Origin of the sequence: Paenibacillus sp. FSL R5-0887, from assembly GCF_038002305.1 — a bacterium.
Classification (GTDB): domain Bacteria; phylum Bacillota; class Bacilli; order Paenibacillales; family Paenibacillaceae; genus Paenibacillus_AQ; species Paenibacillus_AQ odorifer.
Genome location: NZ_JBBOCE010000002.1, coordinates 2574736 through 2594605 on the forward strand (window position 1 = coordinate 2574736; position 19870 = coordinate 2594605).

The following is a 19870-nucleotide window of genomic DNA, read 5'->3' on the forward strand; positions in this document are numbered from 1 at the left end:
TAATATGAGCGAGATTGAGTTATTTACCACCTTGGAGGGTGGAAGCATCACTTCACCTAAGGGTTTTAGGTCCGGAGGATTGCATTGTGGATTGAAAAAAACAGATCGCAACGATCTCGGAGTGATTCTGTGTGAAGTTCCGGCAACGGCTGCGGCCGTGTATACGACGAATGTTTTTCAGGCGGCTCCGCTGAAAGTGACTCGGGAAAGCCTTTCGAACGGAGTATTGCAGGCGGTTATCGTGAACAGCGGGAATGCCAATGCCTGCACAGGCGAACAAGGTGAAGCAGATGCTTATGAGATGCGCGCTGCTGCGGCTCAGCATTTAGGTGTGGCCGTTAATGATGTGGCTGTTGCTTCGACTGGAGTTATCGGTGAACTGTTAAAGATGGACTGCGTACGTAGCGGGATAACTGCAATACCAGAGAAGCTGGATGGAGGAGCTATTGGCGCGGAGGAATTCTGCCAAGCTATACTTACCACTGATTTAGTTAAAAAAGAGATCGCCGTGAAGGTGCTCGTTGGCGGTGTAGAAGTTACAATTGCCGGAGCTGCAAAGGGCTCAGGGATGATCCATCCTAACATGGCTACCATGCTTGGCTTTATGACCACGGATGCTGATATTGCAGCGGAGGATTTACTTAGTCTTCTGCGTTCAGCTACGAATGTTACTTTTAATATGATTACAGTCGATGGAGATACTAGTACCAATGATATGTTAGTGTCGATGGCGAGTGGGCTTGCCGGTAATGAGAAGCTGACACGACTGCATCCGGATTGGGACGCTTTTGCTGCTGGATTCACGTATGTGTGCCAGACGCTTGCCAAAGCGATTGCTCGAGATGGCGAAGGTGCAACTCACCTGATTGAGGTTCAAGTGAATGGTGCTGTTCATGATGAGGCGGCGGCGGCGATTGCCAAGACAGTGGTTGGTTCTAGTCTAGTGAAATCTGCTATTTTTGGAGCGGATGCGAACTGGGGGCGGATTATTGCTGCGGTTGGACGCGCGGGTGTTCCGGTATCGCCGGAGCATGTGAACATTTCGTTAGGGGATATTGAGGTGCTTTTGCACTCGAAGCCAGTTGCTTTTGACGAGGAAAAGGCTTTGGCCTATTTGCAAAAAAGTGAAACTGTGCTGATCACTGTAGATCTGCATGATGGAAGCGGAAAAGCAACGGCTTGGGGCTGTGACCTAACTTACGATTATGTGCGTATTAACGCCGCATACCGCACTTAATTTATGGCGTGTTAAGCCCATAAGGGAAGGATACCGATTATATGACGCTAAATAGCGAGCTTGAACTTATAGATGCTTTAGATGGTAGTGGATTGTTTGTAATGAAATGCGGCGGCAGTACGCTTGCGGCTCTACCTGATTCTTTTTTTGAGGATTTGCGAGATTTGCAGGAGGAGGGCATTCAGCCAGTAATTGTTCATGGTGGAGGGCCAGCCATTTCCGAGAATCTAGCGAAACTGGGCATTGAAAGCAGCTTTGTGAATGGCCTGCGAGTAACCACCGAGGAAGTACTAGATGTTGTAGAGATGACGCTGGCAGGAAGTATAAACAAGGCGATTGTCCGGCGAATTCAAGGGAGCGGCGGTCTAGCTCTGGGGCTTTCGGGCATCGATGGCAATATGATTATTGCTAAACCAGTGGCGAACAGCGCCGAAGTAGGTTTGGTAGGAGAAGTAACAGAAGTTAAGGCTGAGATCGTAACTGGTATTGTTGGGATGGGTTATATTCCTGTCATTGCACCTATCGGAGTAGATGCAGCAGGTCAGCGCTACAATATTAACGCAGATACGGCAGCAGGGGCAGTTGCTTCCTATGTGGAGTCTCCCAAAATGATTGTCGTCACAGATGTTCCAGGCATCATGAGTACAGTGGAAGGTGAAAAGATTGTGCTTCCCTCCGTTACTGTACAGGAAATCGAAGCCTTGATCGAAAGTGGAGAAATCTACGGTGGCATGATCCCTAAAGTGCGGGCAGCTATAGATTGCATTCAGGGCAGCGTATCAGAGGTTATCATTGTGGATGGAAAAGAACCACGGGTGCTTAGTCGAGTACTGCAAGGTGAAGCGATAGGTACACGTATTATTCGTTCGTAGAATCATAGATGAATACAAATTAGAGGCGCAGCCTGTTCACAGGAGCAGCCGATGGGAGAGTGACTTAGAATGAGCAAGCTTACACAAGCGGAGTTGGATTCGCAAGCAGGGGCACAGCAGACCGATACAGTAGGATCAGGTACACCGGATGTTGCAACAAGCAAGCTGAGTGCAGTGTTCCCTTCTTACGCCAGATATGATCTCAGCTTAGTTAAAGGCAAGGGTACCTGGGTATGGGATGATAAAGGCAATAAGTATCTGGATTTCACCAGTGGATTGGCTGTGACCAGTCTAGGTCATGCTCCTGAAAAAGTCGGCGCTAAGCTGAAGGATCAGATTGATACGCTCTGGCATGTCTCGAATCTGTTCCATATTCCGGGACAAGATAAAGTTGCCAACCTTCTGACAGAGAATAGCTGCGCTGATCAAGTGTTTTTCTGCAATAGCGGGGCAGAAGCGAATGAGGCTGCTATTAAGCTGGCCCGCCGTTACCATCAGAAGATTAAGGGTGTCGACCGTTATGAGGTTATCACATTCGAACAATCCTTCCATGGACGTACACTGGCCACACTAACAGCTACAGGCCAGCAAAAGGTGAAAGAAGGGTTCCTGCCACTTCCAGCAGGTTTCAAGACCGTACCCTTGCATGATCTCCCAGCGTTAGAAGCTGCTATCGGAGATCATACAGCTGCTATCATGCTGGAGATGGTGCTTGCAGAGGGTGGCGTGCTTGAGGTAGAACCTGAGTTCTTGAACGCTGTAGTGGCCTTGTGTAAGAAACACGGATTGCTTCTGATTGTAGATGAGGTACAGACAGGTATGGGACGTACAGGTAAGCTGTTCGCTCATCAGCATTATGGAATTGAACCGGATATTTTCACCTTGGCTAAGGGGATAGCTAGCGGGTTCCCGGCAGGTTTAATGCTTGGCAAAGGGTATTTGCGTGAAGCCTTCTCAGCGGGCAGCCATGCGTCCACCTTCGGGGGAACACCGCTAGCAACAGCTGTTATGGCAGCGACGATTGAGACGATGCTGGAAGATGAGCTTCCACAGCGCGCCGAAGATATGGGTAAGTACCTGACAGGTCTTTTGAAAGAGAAGCTGGCGGACTGTTCTTTTGTGAAGGATATCCGTGGTAAAGGGCTGTTGATCGGGATTGAATGTCAATCCCCAGTGGGCGATATTGTACTGGCTGGACAAAAGAAAGGCCTGTTGTTCGTGACAGCCGGTCCTAATGTCCTTCGTCTGCTGCCTAATCTATATGTAAGCAAAGAGGAGATCGACCAAGCGGTGGACATCCTATGCGAACTCATTCATACTTATGCTAAACAAGCAAACGGGGAGGTAAGCTCATGAGTCAGGGCGTACAGAGTAACAAGCACACCATTGCGCAGCAACTGAAAGGCCGTGATTTACTGGAGCTGAACGACTACAGCCCGGAGGAAATTACGTATCTGATTGATTCGGCGATTGAGCTGAAGAAGAAGCAGAAAAATGGCGAAGAATTTCAGCCGCTGAAGGGTAAAACCATTGGTCTTATTTTTGAAAAATCCTCTACACGTACACGTGTGTCGTTTGAAGTTGGAATGTATCAGCTGGGAGGGCATGCCCTTTTCTTGAGCAAAAATGATATCCAGCTGGGACGCGGAGAAACTGTTGGTGATACAGCGCAAGTAATGTCGCGTTATCTCGACGGGATTATGATCCGTACCTTCGGTCATGACAAGGTTGAGGATCTCGCTCGTTATGCCTCTATTCCCGTAATCAACGGTCTTAGTGACCTGGCACATCCTTGCCAAGTGCTGGCCGATTATCAAACGATTTATGAGCACAAAGGAAAGCTCAAGGGCCTGAAGCTGGCTTACATCGGCGATGGCAACAATATGGCGCATTCCTTAATGATTGGCGGAGCTAAGCTGGGCGTGGACGTATCTATCGCCGGACCGGAAGGTTATGAGCCAGATGCAGCGGTTGTCGCAGAAGCTCGTGAGATCGCTAAAGAAACCGGAGCGAAGATTGTGGTCACTCGCAGCCCGCAAGAAGCTGTACAAGACGCTGACGTCATCTATACAGACGTATGGGCGAGTATGGGCTTCGAGGAGGAGCAAAAGGCACGTGAAGCGGCATTCAAGGACTATCAGGTTAATGAGGAGCTTGTAAAAGGCGCTAAGAGCGATTATCTCTTCCTGCACTGCCTGCCAGCCCACCGTGAGGAAGAAGTCAGCACAGGCGTGATTGACGGCCCTAACTCGGTGATCTTTGATCAGGCTGAGAACCGGCTGCATGCGCAAAAAGCTTTAATGGCTGCGTTGATGAGTTAAGGAATTTAAAAAATATAAAATATAAATCACTATATAAATTGAATTAATGTTGGGCGAAGTTAGACTTTGGACGATGGAGTAATGGAGCGGAATTTTTGGAACTGTAGGAGCGTAGCGTTCGCCTTTATCATCAGATTTTATCCGCACAATGCGGTTTGAAATAAAAGAAATCTGATGATAACAGCGACCGGAAGTCCAAATATTCAGTGTAATTGCGATTTATCGTCAGAGTGCTGGCAAAGGCACGTTTATTTTAATTTATATAGCCCACACGAAAGGAAGTTGCCACACCATGGCTAAAGAAAAAATTGTACTCGCCTATTCCGGCGGATTGGATACATCTGTTATTTTAAAATGGCTTAAAGAAACTTATGACGCGGAGATCATTGCCTTCACTGCTGATATCGGCCAAAAGGAAGAGCTCGACGGTTTGGAGGAAAAAGCACTCGCTACTGGCGCATCGAAAGTATACATTGACGACCTGCGCGATGAGTTCGCTAGCGATTTCATCTATCCAATGTTCCAATCTGGTGCCCTTTATGAAGGCCAATACTTGCTCGGAACTAGTATTGCTCGTCCATTGATCGCCAAGCGCATGGTAGATATCGCCATCGCTGAAGGCGCAACGGCTATCGCGCACGGCGCGACAGGCAAAGGGAACGACCAAGTCCGTTTCGAGCTTGGTGTAGCTGCATTGGCTCCGAACATTAAGGTGATTGCACCTTGGCGTCTAGAAGAGTTCCGCAATCAATTCCCAGGTCGTGCGGAAATGATCGCTTATGCGGAAGCTAATGATATTCCGGTACAAGCCTCTGCGGCGAAGCCGTATTCGATGGACCGTAACCTGCTGCACATCAGCTATGAGAGCGGCGTACTGGAAGATCCTTGGTTCGATCCAAGTGCACCAGAGAACAAAGGAATGTTCCTGCTGAGCAACGCTCCTGAGGATGCTCCGGATGAAGCGGAATATTTGGAGCTCGAATTCGTTAAGGGAGACTGCGTAGCCCTGAATGGTGAATCCTTAAACCCACTTCAAGTGATGGAGAAACTCAATGAGCTAGGTGGTAAACACGGTATCGGGCGTGTGGATATGGTTGAGAACCGCTTTGTCGGCATGAAGAGCCGCGGCGTGTATGAGACTCCAGGTGGAACAATCCTGTTCGTCGCTCATCGCAAAATGGAATCCATCACGATGGACCGTGAAGTGATGAACCTGCGTGACAGCCTGATCACTCGTTACAGCACTTTGGTGTATAACGGTTTCTGGTTCGCTCCAGAGCGTATCGCACTGCAAGCTCTTGTAACACAGAGCCAACAAAATGTAACGGGTACTGTTCGTCTTAAACTGTACAAAGGCAACATCATCGGCGCTGGAGTGAAGAGCCCAGTCAGCCTGTACAATCCTGAGATTGCAACGATGGAAGCTGATCCTACACAAGCTTATGATCAAGGGGATGCCACTGGTTTTATTCACTTGAACGCATTGCGCCTTAAAGTTTCTACAGGTGTAAATGGAGCTTCTAAATAGTACGATAACATATACTTAAACGGGCAACCCCGAAGGCCGTTCCTCCCGTCAGGATAGGAGCGGCCCTCTGGCGTCCAAGAGGAGGAACAATAGGTGAGCAAGCTTTGGGGCGGACGGTTTACTAAAGGAACGAACAAGCTGGTTGAGGAATATACGGCTTCCATTGGCTTTGATAAGGCTTTGGCCAAAGAGGATGTGCAAGGCAGTCTGGCACATGTCACGATGCTGGGCAAATGCGGAATCCTTCCACAAGAAGACGTGGAAACAATCAAACAAGGTCTGAACAAAGTGCTGGACAAGGTTAATGCTGGAGAGGTCGTTTTCTCAGTATCGGATGAAGACATCCATATGAATATTGAAAAACATCTGATCGAGGAAATCGGTCCAGTTGGTGGTAAGCTGCACACAGGACGTAGCCGTAACGATCAAGTGGCGACGGACATGCACCTTTATTTACGTGGCCGTGTAGTTGAGCTAGTTAGTTTGCTGCATGAGCTGCAGGAAGCTTTGATCGAACAAGCAAAAGACAATGTGGAGACCATCATCCCTGGTTATACGCATTTGCAACGGGCACAACCGATTCTGTTTGCTCATCACTTGCTGGCTTACGTATCGATGTTCCGCCGCGATGCAGAACGTCTGACGGACAGCTACAAACGGATCAACGTGCTGCCACTCGGAGCAGGAGCGCTTGCGGGAACGACCTTCCCGATTGACCGTCATTTTGTAGCGGAACAACTGGGTTTTGACAGTGTGTATGAGAACAGTCTGGATGCTGTCAGCGACCGCGATTTCATCGTGGAGTTCTTGGCGAATGCTTCCCTTATCATGACACATCTATCCAGACTCAGTGAGGAACTGGTCCTGTGGAGCAGCACAGAGTTCAGCTTTGTAGAACTGGATGATGCTTTCTGCACAGGCAGCAGCATTATGCCGCAGAAGAAGAACCCTGACGTACCAGAACTGGTACGGGGCAAAACAGGCCGCGTTTACGGCAACCTGATTGGCTTGCTGACGGTGCTGAAATCATTGCCACTGGCTTACAACAAGGATATGCAGGAAGACAAAGAAGGCATGTTCGATACGGTTACTACGCTGACTGGTGCACTGCAATTGTTCGCGCCGATGATCTCCACTATGAAGGTGAACAAAGGTCGTATGCGTGAAGCTGTGAACACGGATTTCTCGAATGCAACGGATATAGCCGACTTCTTGGTAGGTAAGGGGCTTCCTTTCCGCCAAGCGCATGAGGTAATTGGGAAAACGGTACTCTACTGCATCAACGAAGGCAAATTCTTGTTGGATTTGACGCTGGAAGAGTTCAAGCAATTCTCACCGCTGTTCGACGAGAATATCTATGCTGTTCTTCAACCGGAAGCTGTAGTTAACGCTCGTAACGTTTATGGCGGCACAGCCACCGTTCAGGTGAAGGCTGCAATTGAACGGGCAGAGCTGACATTGCACGAAGCTAATGAATGGATTGTACAACACGGGGACGCTATATTGTAAACCGTATCAATATCAAATCTCGCCTCAGACCTTTATAGGTGGCAGGCGGGATTTTTTTTATTATCTAAATGAACTATGACTGGATTAGCAGTGTTCTTTACGGTTATCCTTAGGTTAGGGATAGGAGGGTTCGTAGGTATGAACAGAGAGCAAATCCTAGACGAGCTTAGATCGGAATTAAAAGTAGGCAATCATATTATTGGAGTAGCCACCGGTGCTGGTATAACGGCAAAGTATGCGAAGCAGGGTGGAGCTGATTTCATTCTGATGTTAAACTCGGGTAAATTTCGCCAGATGGGGAGGAGCTCTCTCGCTGGTATTTTACCATTTTGTAATAGCAATGATATGGTGATGGACTTTGCATCTAGAGAGATCATACCGTTGGTCAGAGATATCCCTATTATTTTTGGCCTCAATGCAACTGATCCGACCAAAGATATGGAATCCTATATAAGTGAAATAAAGAATAGAGGCTTTGCCGGCGTTAATAATTACCCCACGGTGGGTTTAATAGATGGTCAATTTGGAGAAGCGCTCGAAGAAGAGGGGAATGGTTATCTACTTGAAGTAGAAGCCATAAGAATAGCCCATGAGAAGGATTTGTTTACCATTGCTTTTGTATTTGACGAAATCCAGGCAGCACAGATGATTGAGGCTGGAGCGGATATTATTTGTGCACATCTAGGTCTAACAGAAGGCGGGTTATTAGGCGCTAAAAAAGTATTCTCTCTGGAAGCTGCCAAGGCTAAAGCGGACAAGATATTTAATACATGCAATGAGCTAAAGCCAGATTTAATTAAGCTGGTTTACGGTGGTCCGGTGAAAACGCCAATTGATGTGCAATATATGTACAGCAATAATCAAAACTTGATGGGGTATATCGGGGGCTCTGCTTTTGAAAGAATTCCCTCGGAGAAGTCCATTACGAATATAACCAAAGCTTTTAAAGTGTCGGGGACGCTGGATGAAGATGATTTTATGGTCAAAATGTTAGACGGCATCACAAAGCACTATGATTATGTTGAATTTGTAAAAGAATACGTAGCTCAAAATTATAGGAATGAGATCTTGTTTGCAGATTTAGCTAAGGTGGCACATGTATCCCGAAGTTACTTGAGTAGTTTGTTCACCAAAAAAGTAGGCTGCAGCTTCCAAACGTATCTCGTGCAATTTCGGATGGATAAGGCGGCGGAAATATTACATAGAGACCCTATCCAGTTATCTGAGCTAGCGCCATTAGTTGGATACCAGGATTATGCGCAGTTTAGCAAAATGTTCAAGAAGTATAAAGGGTTCTCTCCAAAACAATATAAATCTAACATAAACACAAAAACATAAGACATAAAAGCGTTTTCATCCATAAATCAAAGAAGTATGATTAACTCATAAGTTGATCATGCTTTTTTTAATATAAGAAAGTATAAGTTTCACATTATACATTATCCTTATATTTCTTGTTGTAGATATTTGAAGAGGAGGTTGAAGAAATGAAGACGATTGCTATTGCCGGAACTTTTGACACCAAGGGTGAAGAATATCTCTACATTAAAAATTTACTGGAAAGCTTGGAGCTGGGTACATTTACAATTCATACAGGTGTGTTTGAGCCCACTTTTACACCGGATATCTCTAATAGAGAAGTAGCAGCAGCCGCGGGTGTAAGTATAGATGAGCTCGTTGCCAAAAAAGATAGAGCACTAGCAACAGAATTATTAGCCAAAGGTATGGAAAAATTAGTACCTGAATTATATAAGCAAGGCAAATTTGATGGAATTATCTCCTTTGGGGGCACTGGAGGCACTTCACTTGTAACACCGGGTATGCGGGCATTACCTATTGGTGTACCTAAAGTGATGGTTTCGACCGTAGCTTCAGGGAATACTGCTCCATATGTAGGCACTAGTGATATTGTCATGATGCCATCCGTAGTGGATGTTGCTGGACTAAACTCTATTTCAACAAAGATTTTTACCAATGCAGCTTTCGCCATCGCCGGTATGCTTAAATTTGAGAATAAACAAGTGATAGAGAAAAAGCCATTAGTAGCTACAACAATGTTTGGGGTAACAACCCCATGTGTAACGGCGGCCCGTAACTATCTTGAGGCTAGAGGATATGAAGTGCTTGTATTCCATGCAACAGGGGTAGGTGGCCAGTCCATGGAAGCGCTAATCGAGGCTGGTTTTATTGAAGGTGTATTGGATCTGACCACAACAGAATGGGCGGACGAAATTATTGGCGGCGTGCTGAATGCTGGACCTCATCGGTTAGAAGCTGCTGGTAAACATCATATTCCACAGGTTGTCTCGGTAGGCGCGCTTGATATGTGCAACTTTGGTCCTTATGATACGGTACCAGCGAAATTTGCTGGGCATAAGTTTTATAAACACAATCCAACAGTTACTCTGATGAGAACAACAGTAGAAGAAAATGAAGCTATCGGCAAAAAGCTTGTCGAGAAATTAAATATGGCCAAAGAGAAAACGGTGTTAATGCTGCCGCTTAAAGGGATATCCGGCATTGATGTTGCAGGGGAAGCTTTTTATGGGGTAGAGGAAGATCAAATGTTATTTGATACCTTAAGAAATGGTGTAAACAGAAATGTTGTCGAGGTTATCGAAATGGATTGTGCCATTAATGATATGGAGTTTGCAGAAGCAGCAGCGCAGAAGCTAATAGATCTCATGAGCAAATAAGGCTTTTATAAGATAAATAAATATTTAAATGGAGGCGCTACGCATGAACAAAAATACAAGAACTGAAATCATGGCGAAGTTTAGAGAAGAAGTGGCAAATGGAAAGATTCTTTTAGGCGTGGGAGCTGGCACTGGAATTACTGCAAAAAGCAGCGAAGCTGGCGGAGCGGATATGCTGATTGTTTATAATTCAGGAAGATACAGAATGGCAGGCCGTGGATCACTGGCAGGGTTATTATCTTATGGGGATGCCAACCAAATTGTAGTCGAAATGGGCTCGGAAGTATTGCCTGTTGTTAAAAACACCCCTGTATTGGCAGGCGTATGCGGAACGGACCCTTTTAGAGTAATGGAAGTTTATTTAAAACAACTTAAGGAACAAGGTTTTAGCGGCGTGCAAAACTTCCCAACCGTAGGTTTGATCGATGGCGTGTTCAGACAGAATCTAGAAGAGACCGGCATGGGATATGGTTTAGAAGTAGATATGATTAGAGCTGCGCATGAATTGGATATGCTCACCACTCCTTATGTATTTGATCCTGAGCAAGCAAAAGCCATGGCAGAAGCAGGCGCAGATATTTTGGTGGCACATATGGGCTTGACTACCAAAGGTACAATTGGAGCTAAGACCGCTCTGACATTGGATGATTGTGTAGAAAGAATCGAAGCGATTATTAAAGCAGGGAAAGCAGTAAATCCAGATATTATGGTGATTTGTCACGGTGGACCGATTGCAGAGCCGGAAGATGCGGCGTACGTAATTGAACGGACAGAAGGCATAGACGGATTCTTTGGTGCATCGAGTATTGAAAGATTTGCTGCTGAAAAAGGAATCACAGAACAGACTGGATTATTTAAAAATATCACCAAACAAGCATAATTGCCTTCGGCGTCCTTATAATTAAAAAGAACCCTCCGAAGAGGGCAATCTGAGTAGAACAGATATTAAGATGCAGCTTATGGCTGCATCTTTTTGTTGTCTATTAGGTACAGCTAGTTACTTTTTAAAGGTAGCCATGCCAGCACATCGCGGATTTTGGCATCCCAGTATCCCCATTCATGTGTCCCCGGACCTTCTTCATAGGTTAAAGAAAGTGAGGTTGCCTGGCAGGCATCGCGGAATCTCAAGTTATCGGTATATAGGAAATCCTCTGTGCCACAGCATTGATACAACGCTGGTTTTGGTCCCGTGGAGCGGTTCACTACCTCAAGCAGCCAAAGAAGGTCTTCCGGCGTTCCGGCGGTATCTTCTTTTCCGAAGATCATTTCGTATTCTTTACTTTTAGTGGTAGCACCTTCCCCGTTCAAGAAATTATGCGCCATATCAAGTGCTCCAGACAAACTCGCTGCCGCTGCAAAAGACTCGGGTTTACGCAGTCCCAGCTTAATTGCTCCATAACCACCCATCGACAACCCGGCTACAAAGTTCTCCTCGCGTTTATCGGAAAGCGGGAAAAATGAGCGCGCCAGCATCGGCAACTCCTCACTAATGAAGGTCCAATAACGGCCTCCCATCGCCATATCTGTGTAGAAACTGCGGTGCACATTCGGCATTACCACAGCTATCCCCATCTCCGCTACATACCGTTCTATGGAAGTCCGGCGCAGCCAGATCGAATCATCGTCAGACAAGCCATGCAGTAAATACAAAGTAGGGTGAAGATCACCTCTTGTTACATTACTCATCCCGATTTGTGTAGTTGTTTTTTGCGGCAAAATTACAGTCATTGAGGTATTCAAACCTAGTACTTCAGAATAAAATTTGCACTCTATTAAAGCCATTTCATTCATCTCCTCTCTTTCCAAATCATAGCATAGACCTAAAGTGAGAGATATTGTAGAAATATCTGAATTATAAGGGTTTTGAGGATTGCTGTAGCTGGATATGAGAGAATATAATGGAAGTAGAAAATTTAGGAAAAACGTGCAAATACGAAAAGTATTTTCATAGGCGAGAGGCGGAAAGTAGGATGAAACCGGGCCTAAAGCAGGAAAAAGGATTTACGTTAATCGAAGTTCTGGCCGCTATTGTAATTTTATCGATAGTTTCTCTGGTGCTTACGTCTTACTTTACTAACGCCATGAGTTACTCTAAATCGAACCAGAACAAAACGATTATGGTCAATCTGGCGCGAAACGCGCTGTTTTATGTGGAGAAGCAGGATTTTAAGGCGATGCAGGAATTTTTTGTAACAGATCCATTAGAGCATAAGAAGGTTGTAGATGCAGGTGGGGAACTGCCCATGATTAAGGCTTCTGAGTGCACGGCGAATATAACATGTGTTTATAGCAATATTTTTGTAAATGGTGGAGCTTTACCAGATGTATTAAATCCAGTCGTTAACAACATTAAATATGAGATTAATATTCGATACCAGTTTCAATTACATCAGGAGATGCAGGATGGAAAGAACAGTGGTGGAGGGGTAGATACCCGCAAGAGCGAGATGGCTCCTTATCTTATACCTGTTGAGGTGGAAGTTAATGGTAATGGTGGGCCTGGTGGAACAGCTTATACAACGGTGGTGGAGGGATATATTACGGATGAGAAGATTCGCTGACCGCCTAAAATATCAGCAGGGCTTCACACTGATTGAGATGATCGCCGCAATTACCCTCTTCGCTATGGTTGCAGGAATGATTTCTATGGTGATGATGTTCGGTTTTCGCAGCTATCATAAAATAACGATTGAGAACTCACTTCGTGAGGAAGCAGATTTGATTATGTCATCTATCATTAATGAATTATATGTATTCGGGCCTACTAGAGTGGAGAATACAACAGATGGATTGAATCTGATAAAGGATTCAGATGGTGTGATATCTACGCGAACTATTCAATTTGTTACTTCTGAGGGCGGGGGAGGTGGCATTACCACACTTACCATTAATAGTGTCATAAACGATCCTCGTACCTCAATTCATTCCGATCTTTTTGGTTCTACGATTGTTTCTACCAATTCTAATGGTACGGGTTGCAATGTTAATGTACCTTGTAGAAGCGGACTAGTCGATATAAAACTACTTCTAACTCAGCATTACGATGGAAGGACATATGATATGGAGATGGTGAGCAAATTTGGTTTTTAGGAGGAATCACACAATGACAGGACAACCATCACGGTCTACCCGCGTCAGAATAGCTCATACTAGTTTGCAATGCTTAAAGGAAGAGAGAGGCTCGGCACTTGTACTGGTCATGTTCATTGTACTGATTCTTACTATTCTCGGTCTGAGTGTACTTAGTGCTACAGTGGGCGGTACACAACGGACGGAGACGCGTAAAAATGATGTGCAAAGTCTACACTTAGCTGAAAAAACGCTTGATGAGGCTGTGGCGTATATTACATCGAGCTTAAATAAAAAGATAGAAAATAATGTAGATATGAGCCAGGAAGACTTGGATCAGTCTATAAAGAATTTTTTGGGAACACTTCCAACCACACTTCCAGATACACTTTCGGCAGGCCTTAAGACAAGTACTGGTTTGGCAAACGCAAGTGGGAAGATAAATGGGGTTACATATGCAATAGAGGGAACGATTGGAACTGGAAAGTTGGTCAAATACATAGTGACTATCAACTCGGAGGCTGAAGTTAACGGGGTCAAGCGTAGCCTTAAGCAAAGGGTGTTTATAGACACTTTTCCAGATTTTCTTAAATACACTATAGGGTCAGAAAAGAATCTTACGATTAATGGAGCCCCTTTAATTATTGGAAATATTTATGCAGGAGATACACTGATTATCAGCGACAAGGCTGAGTACACCTATAAGAAGAAATTCCATACACTTGTATCAAGTCCCTTTGAAATAGATGGTGAGGCGCATGTTCAATCTCTTGATAAGCTGATATATCGAGAGGAAGGCAAAAGTGAGTTGAAGGCTTCTGAAATTACTAAAGTAACCTCTATGACAGGAAAAATCCCTCAAGATAAGGTGGGAATTAGAAACCGTCGAACGTTTGTAGAAGTTAATGTTGAGGGTTCATTTGTGGATAAAGTAGCGGAAGCAATAGGGGCGGGGGCTGACAGAACTACGATTAGGAATAAGCTTGCTGAAGGCGAACTAGCATCTTATTTAGCAGGTATGAATCTTTATAATTTTGATGCTATTGACCAGGTTGACTTGATCAAACCAGTCCTTATGGATGATTCGCCTGAGGCTCAGGAGGACTTTGTTGAGGAGATGGAGGAATACAATGAAAAAGTAAACATTATAAAGCATCCAACCAAATCAGTTATTTATAAAGGAGATTTGGATCTGGACGGCAGTGGTGACTTTCCGGGTATTTTATATTTAGTAAATGACAAAAACTCAACATTATCCCGTAAGTGGTTCATTGTAGACGGAAATTTAATCATTGATAATTACGGTAATGAAAAACCAGTACAGATAAGTGCTAATATTTTGGTGACTGGAAAGGTGGAAATTCGGGGGAACGTTCAAATTGATTCCACTATGTTTGTATTTAAAGAACCCTCGACAATTAATGGAATTCCCGAACATACTACATTGGTGGAAGATGCAACACTTCAAGGCTTGGATGGTAAGGAACTAGTATTGATCTCCCGTGGGCCAATACTTATTAATCGATTGGCCGCCTTCAATAACACTCCTACTAAGTTAGATGCTTTTTTCTATACAGACTCGGATGCAGATTTATATGGTGTAGGATCTATTTTCTCGCTTAGTGGAGGATTCTTTGCAAAGGGGAATCTTACTATAAATGCTGTACGGGGAACAGCTGTAGGGAAAGATAATGATATTGTAATAGACAACAACAGCAATTTGATCCGGTTTAAGGCAGTTTATAACGATCAGATCTTTGAGGATCAGAAGGCCGGACTTCCCCGTGTCAAGACAGTGAATATTAGCGTAGAAGACATGCAATTGGAGTAGCAAATGATATAAATGTGGAATATAAAACCCCCGAGTCGCAGTATCTTTGCGACTCGGGGGTTTTGCCTTTTTAGTAACGATCTTCGTTCTCTACAATTACCTCTACAGAGGCTTGGATTTTAGGGTCTTCAATATACGAAACAGTAATAGTGGCTTTCCCTTTCTTTAGACCGATTATTTTACCATCTGCTGAAACCGTTAGGATGGCTGTGTTGCTGCTTGTCCAGAGGAGTTTATCTTTAAAGTCACTTTTGATTAAGCTTTCTGGCCAAAGTACAAGACCGTTATTAAATAAATCTCTGGAATTATCCGGCCCAACTCCTATTTTGAATGGCGCGGGTAATGATAGGTTAGTTAATTTAACACCAATTGCTATTTCTTTAAAGGCTTCAATAACAGGGGAGGATCCTTTTACAATCACTTTGACCTTGACTGATTTGGTAAACACGTAGCCCTTTAACTTTATAGTTTTGTTATCAGGGGTAGGTACGTATGTCGCATAATTACTTCCATCCCCTTCCAGGCTCCATACGTATTCAACCGGATCGGAATTCTCTACAGGTTGAACGACAGACACATTTAACGGAATTTCGCTTCCAATATTCACAAAAGAATCGCCGTTAATCCTTATCTCACGAACAGGATTAGTAATTTTAATTGTAAGTTCTTCAGTATCGGCTCCATCAGGCTTTCGGGTTGTGTTCACCGTAGCTACAATAGTCACAAATCCAGATCGTTTAGCCTGCAAGGTGGCGTTACTTCCGATGTATGGATCCGGATTCTTGGTTATCGTTGCATCGGCTGAATTAGATCCTGGCTTGATGGACCATTCGTAGCCAGTTATCGTTTCTTCAAAGGGCTCATAGCTCGCTTCGAAGGAAACTTTCTCGCCGACTATAGCGTGATCTGCTCCCTTAATAGTTAAATCAGGTGAAACGACAGTTACTATTGCAGTGGTAGAAACCTTACCTCCATCATTTCTTATATCTCTTGCCGTAATTACTAGTGTTGCTGCTCCGGATCTCAAACCTGTAATGACCCCTGTCTCTGTAACTGATACAACATCTGGCTGCATCGATAACCAAATTACTTCTTTATTGTTTGCATCTTCAGGCGTTATAACCGGTAGAAGTTTCAGCTCACTACCTACCCGAATCCGAGTATCTTGAAGTTGAATATTCGCTACTTTAACGATCGCTTCAAAGGAGATCGGCGAGAAGCTTATTGTTACTCGGTCCCGTATGACTGGTGTCGGGTTCGGTAAATTCCCAGTGAATGAAGATAACTCAATACTGTGCCCACCATTATATGGAGAGATGGATTTTCCGATTACCGAGCCAACAATATCACCTGTAAAAGATATATTTGCTAATGGAGCCAGAATTGAACCATAGATTTTGTATCCATGTAGGTTCAATGAAGTAGCTTCATAAAAATTGTATAAAACGTTATTACTGAGCACTCCTTCGAGGGTATTGGAGCCATTGCTGACGGTTACATTCTGTCCAGGAATATTGACAACAGTAGTGGAACTAGGTGGTGTATTAATGTTCAGACTTTTAATATTTCCATTGATTGGTGTTACATAAAAGACGTTAAGGTTAGGATCAATTCCTTTTAGAGTGATGGTGTGCTCCGGACCTGTTGGTTTGGCAGTCTCGGGTAATGCTGCATACGATAATGAGCGACTTTTCAGGACTTTCGCAACCTCAGCGAAATTAATGAACTTATCTTTATGCATGGTTTGGTTGAGGAGATAATCTGGAGCAGTTATACTACCTCCGTAATAAGCCATCCCATTCAGTGTACCGTCATTTAAGGTCAGGTTTCCTCCTGCCACAATAGTCGCAGTAGTATCGGTATTTGTTAATGATTTCCCTACACCAAAAGAACTGATGTGTATATTCCCACCTGCTGCTATGCGCCAGTTATTGGTGAATCCAAAGTTTCGAAAATCAATGTTCTCTAGCATAAAGATTGAATAATCATTAGCTATGCCGAGTGAAGTAATTGGAGCATTGGAACCAGGAAATGTAAGCATCTCAGCATGGATATCCTCATAAGTAATCTTTGAATTATCTAGCAGGTATAACTTCTTTTCCTGCGGAACTGCTGTAAGACTAAAAGTGATAGTAGTTCTGTTTTCTGGCGTATAAGATTTGACGTTGTTACTCTCGGTTAACTTGTAAGTGATGTTTCCTAGATTTTTTCTTAAAGTATATCCTGTGCTTAAAGTACCGCTCTTGGTCATACCATTCGGGAGAGGTTCGCTAAATTCCAAATTCGGAGGGAACTTTTCTTCAAACTGAACGTCTGAAATCACTAGGTTATTAATTCCTTGTTCACCGGGATCAACAGCAAGATAGGGAACAGAGTTTGGCGTTACAGTGTACGTAAATATAATCGGCTTACCCTTCTCAACAGTAGCGGAAGGCTGTGTACGTTGAATCGTGAGGTTCGAATCGATCTTTTGTACAGTCACGTTTACGATTTTAGTTGAGAGTGCGCCTTGTTTGTCCCAAGCAGTAATCTCGATTTGAAGATTTCCACCTGCAGGGAGAGGGTTGTTAAAAGCCTGAGTAACTGTCTCTCCAGAAAAAATTGCCTTCTCGTTCATTATGTAGCCGGCAATTACATTGTCGTTTTGTTTAAACTTTACACTGGTAAATAGGTTCTTGTCCTTCAAATCCCAGTCATCGACTGTATAACTGACGACCAGTTGGTTCTGATACGAAGGCTTTATGCTGTTGTCAGTGGGTGTGTGCACTGTGATTTCTGGAGCATGATTAGCACCTGTAAATGCACGGTACATTGTATTTACGAACAACTTTTGTTCCCACTTTGGGAAAGACGTTGCTTCAGTTTTTTTATAAGACGTTCCAATGATATGTCCGGTTCCGGAGTAAGTTACATTTCCTTTAGAATACGTATAGTAATGGTTCCAGCTATCATTGCTATCTCGGTTACTACCAGTGATATTGTACCAAGGGGTCACTGAGGGGTCCTCTAAGTCAAGGGTGAAATATTGATTATGTGTACTGGCTACAGTATTCCTACCATCTTGAACACTTAAATTAAAAGGATATTGTGTGAGTAACCCATCATTCACAGGAGTAATTGATGTTGATGTGCTTGGAGCATTTAATCCCAAGTTGGTCTGAGGGGTGGTTTGACCGGTAATTCCTTGGAACTTCTTCGTCCATTGGCTGCTATTGTTGTTGCTGGTATTAATATAAATAGTATCGTGAGTGAACATGGCAGATTGTTTAGTTTCATTTATGAATTTTAATACGGCATCCGCCGAAAGTTCGTTAATTGGAGCTTTTTCATTGTATATATCCCGGAATCCAAATAGGAGCATGTCGTATGTGCCATTCAAACCGTATTTTGGTGTAGAACTTTCCTTATTCTTAATGTAATCGTTGAATTGAGTCATTGTTTTTGTATCGATAACCAGTTCGTAGTCTTTGTCTAGACTATTTAGAAAACTGGAATCCATAACTAATTCATTATTAATGAGTTGGCTGTCATTATTTCCATCAGGTAATATCTGCAATACATTAACCATCGTCTTCTTACCCTTAAATTGAATAGTACCGGTAGTGAAATCACTTAGAACCTTTTGATTCAAAGAATCTACTGCTTCTAGCTTCCAATATAATAGACCTGAATAAGTTTTAGGAAGCTTATATTTGATTTCACCGGTTGGCGAAGTGCTCAAGGACGTGGTAGCAACGACTTGATCTTCAGTCATTTTTATGGACTTATCTAAGCCCAGATAGAGCTTAACAAGTATAGGATTCGTTCCTAAATTAACATTTGAAACATTGAACTTGAATGTGAGCTCGTCGCCGGGCGTATAGATCTTGGGCACAGTCGCACCGTATTCGATAATTTGACTCTTGTTAGTAATGTTTAGTTGAGGTCTTTGCTTCATTTTGGACAAATAAGTGGAATTACTTTTTTTCAATTCGGAGATAAAGGCATTTAACTCAGAATCATTGAAGAATAGAACATTTGATTTTGGTGTTAATGTCCGGTAGGTATTGAAGGTGTTGTACAATATTCCGCGTTGGTTAGTTGTTTGCGTATCAAACGGCTCTTTGTTGAGTAATACGTAAAGTCCTTTATTAATAAAATAGTCGGTAATTTCTTTGGCTTTCAGGGCAGTTATGTCATTCATAACTGCTTTGGTATTATGATCTTTTCCGGAGACCCCACTTGTACTGTAAGTCCCCTTCCCGATATATACCGCATCATATCTTCCGTCCAGATCATCCCGCAGCGCCACAAAGCGCTTCATACTCATCGTGTCGATGGTAAGGTTAGATATTCCCGTTTTTAGAGACGCAAGCTCACTAACCCCACTCTCTGTAACCTCCAGCATACGAATTTGGTATTCATTAGAACTGGCATCGACATTCATAAAGTGATTTTTGATTGGCAGAACAAGCAGAAGGAGAAGCAGGGTAGTTACTGTAAAAATAAAAACTTTTTTGTTACTGGCAAGTTTCATTGTCATCTCTCCCTGATTGTTAACTATTGGCAGATATGGTCGTATTCCGTCTCGTATATGCTAGATTCCGACAGCCTTTTTCATTCCGTGTCGTTGTAAAATTATCCAATCTATGTTATATACATTCTAGGACATTCAGCATTGATAGACAACATAAATCTATTGAAATATACCTATTAAATTATAACTAAAGTCCTAGTTATATTGAAAAATACTCAAAATTGACAAATTTATGGAAGGTGTATTTATGGTAATTATATCTTTCGTTTTTGAGCGAATTTTGCTGGGAGT

14 protein-coding genes are annotated in these 19870 nt (G+C 43.6%); 12 read left to right on the forward strand and 2 right to left on the reverse strand.

The genetic code is table 11. The features are described 5' to 3' along the window. Positions 1-4: 4 nt before the first annotated feature. The 9 genes from argJ (at position 5) to MKY14_RS29225 (ending at position 11043) form a co-directional block, all read left to right on the forward strand. Positions 5-1237, forward strand: coding sequence for a bifunctional ornithine acetyltransferase/N-acetylglutamate synthase (argJ, locus tag MKY14_RS29185; protein WP_076123867.1), 1233 nt, complete (start codon positions 5-7; stop codon positions 1235-1237). Between the two features lie 41 nt (positions 1238-1278). Next, positions 1279-2109, forward strand: a complete 831-nt coding sequence (gene argB, locus MKY14_RS29190; RefSeq protein WP_340977956.1) for an acetylglutamate kinase — start codon at positions 1279-1281, stop codon at positions 2107-2109. 69 nt (positions 2110-2178) lie between these two features. Continuing rightward, positions 2179-3465 (forward strand): aspartate aminotransferase family protein, encoded by a 1287-nt coding sequence (locus MKY14_RS29195; protein WP_038573577.1) that lies wholly within the window; start codon positions 2179-2181, stop codon positions 3463-3465. Next, positions 3462-4430, forward strand: a complete 969-nt coding sequence (gene argF / locus MKY14_RS29200; protein WP_036678521.1) for an ornithine carbamoyltransferase — start codon at positions 3462-3464, stop codon at positions 4428-4430. Before MKY14_RS29195 ends, argF begins: the two co-directional genes overlap by 4 nt. A gap of 292 nt (positions 4431-4722) precedes the next feature. Beyond that, the gene (locus tag MKY14_RS29205) at positions 4723-5958 is read left to right on the forward strand and encodes an argininosuccinate synthase (RefSeq protein WP_076305768.1); all 1236 of its coding nucleotides are present in this window, start codon (positions 4723-4725) and stop codon (positions 5956-5958) included. Between the two features lie 93 nt (positions 5959-6051). Next, positions 6052-7467: an argininosuccinate lyase gene (gene argH / locus MKY14_RS29210; protein WP_076305767.1), complete on the forward strand. Its 1416-nt coding sequence runs from the start codon at positions 6052-6054 to the stop codon at positions 7465-7467. A 138-nt stretch (positions 7468-7605) separates the two neighbouring features. Beyond that, a complete protein-coding gene (locus MKY14_RS29215) occupies positions 7606-8805 on the forward strand; it encodes a phosphoenolpyruvate hydrolase family protein (protein ID WP_076305766.1) in 1200 nt (399 codons plus the stop codon). Positions 8806-8954: 149 nt separating this feature from the next. After that, positions 8955-10163, forward strand: a complete 1209-nt coding sequence (locus MKY14_RS29220; RefSeq protein ID WP_339188727.1) for a Tm-1-like ATP-binding domain-containing protein — start codon at positions 8955-8957, stop codon at positions 10161-10163. A 43-nt stretch (positions 10164-10206) separates the two neighbouring features. Beyond that, positions 10207-11043, forward strand: coding sequence for a phosphoenolpyruvate hydrolase family protein (locus tag MKY14_RS29225; protein WP_038573568.1), 837 nt, complete (start codon positions 10207-10209; stop codon positions 11041-11043). 113 nt (positions 11044-11156) lie between these two features. Here MKY14_RS29225 and MKY14_RS29230 read toward each other — a convergent pair whose 3' ends face one another. Next, complete coding sequence (locus MKY14_RS29230; RefSeq protein WP_076307514.1) at positions 11157-11945, reverse strand: alpha/beta hydrolase; 789 nt, start codon at positions 11943-11945, stop codon at positions 11157-11159. Positions 11946-12133: 188 nt separating this feature from the next. Between MKY14_RS29230 and MKY14_RS29235 the strand changes: the two genes are divergently transcribed. Genes MKY14_RS29235 through MKY14_RS29245 form a run of 3 tightly spaced genes read left to right on the forward strand, consistent with a single transcriptional unit; the run spans position 12134 to position 15063 of the window. Further along, positions 12134-12724 (forward strand): type II secretion system protein, encoded by a 591-nt coding sequence (locus tag MKY14_RS29235; protein WP_340977958.1) that lies wholly within the window; start codon positions 12134-12136, stop codon positions 12722-12724. Beyond that, on the forward strand, positions 12708-13253 hold the full coding sequence (locus MKY14_RS29240; protein ID WP_339245239.1) for a prepilin-type N-terminal cleavage/methylation domain-containing protein: 546 nt from the start codon (positions 12708-12710) through the stop codon (positions 13251-13253). Before MKY14_RS29235 ends, MKY14_RS29240 begins: the two co-directional genes overlap by 17 nt. A 13-nt stretch (positions 13254-13266) precedes the next feature. Beyond that, entirely contained in the window at positions 13267-15063 is a 1797-nt protein-coding gene (locus MKY14_RS29245) for a hypothetical protein (RefSeq protein WP_339245237.1), read from the forward strand. Between the two features lie 70 nt (positions 15064-15133). Here MKY14_RS29245 and MKY14_RS29250 read toward each other — a convergent pair whose 3' ends face one another. Beyond that, complete coding sequence (locus MKY14_RS29250; protein WP_340977959.1) at positions 15134-19579, reverse strand: DUF5057 domain-containing protein; 4446 nt, start codon at positions 19577-19579, stop codon at positions 15134-15136. Positions 19580-19870: the final 291 nt, after the last annotated feature.

What these genes read in the sequence shown, in the direction of transcription:
- argF (WP_036678521.1), top strand. Translation starts at nt 3,462, where the DNA reads ATGAGTCAGGGCGTACAGAGTAACAAGCACACCATTGCGCAGCAACTG.
- MKY14_RS29245 (WP_339245237.1), top strand. Translation starts at nt 13,267, where the DNA reads ATGACAGGACAACCATCACGGTCTACCCGCGTCAGAATAGCTCATACT.
- MKY14_RS29220 (WP_339188727.1), top strand. Translation starts at nt 8,955, where the DNA reads ATGAAGACGATTGCTATTGCCGGAACTTTTGACACCAAGGGTGAAGAA.
- MKY14_RS29240 (WP_339245239.1), top strand. Translation starts at nt 12,708, where the DNA reads ATGAGAAGATTCGCTGACCGCCTAAAATATCAGCAGGGCTTCACACTG.
- MKY14_RS29225 (WP_038573568.1), top strand. Translation starts at nt 10,207, where the DNA reads ATGAACAAAAATACAAGAACTGAAATCATGGCGAAGTTTAGAGAAGAA.
- MKY14_RS29205 (WP_076305768.1), top strand. Translation starts at nt 4,723, where the DNA reads ATGGCTAAAGAAAAAATTGTACTCGCCTATTCCGGCGGATTGGATACA.
- MKY14_RS29215 (WP_076305766.1), top strand. Translation starts at nt 7,606, where the DNA reads ATGAACAGAGAGCAAATCCTAGACGAGCTTAGATCGGAATTAAAAGTA.
- MKY14_RS29195 (WP_038573577.1), top strand. Translation starts at nt 2,179, where the DNA reads ATGAGCAAGCTTACACAAGCGGAGTTGGATTCGCAAGCAGGGGCACAG.
- argJ (WP_076123867.1), top strand. Translation starts at nt 5, where the DNA reads ATGAGCGAGATTGAGTTATTTACCACCTTGGAGGGTGGAAGCATCACT.
- MKY14_RS29250 (WP_340977959.1), bottom strand. Translation starts at nt 19,579, where the DNA reads ATGAAACTTGCCAGTAACAAAAAAGTTTTTATTTTTACAGTAACTACC.
- argB (WP_340977956.1), top strand. Translation starts at nt 1,279, where the DNA reads ATGACGCTAAATAGCGAGCTTGAACTTATAGATGCTTTAGATGGTAGT.
- MKY14_RS29235 (WP_340977958.1), top strand. Translation starts at nt 12,134, where the DNA reads ATGAAACCGGGCCTAAAGCAGGAAAAAGGATTTACGTTAATCGAAGTT.
- MKY14_RS29230 (WP_076307514.1), bottom strand. Translation starts at nt 11,945, where the DNA reads ATGGCTTTAATAGAGTGCAAATTTTATTCTGAAGTACTAGGTTTGAAT.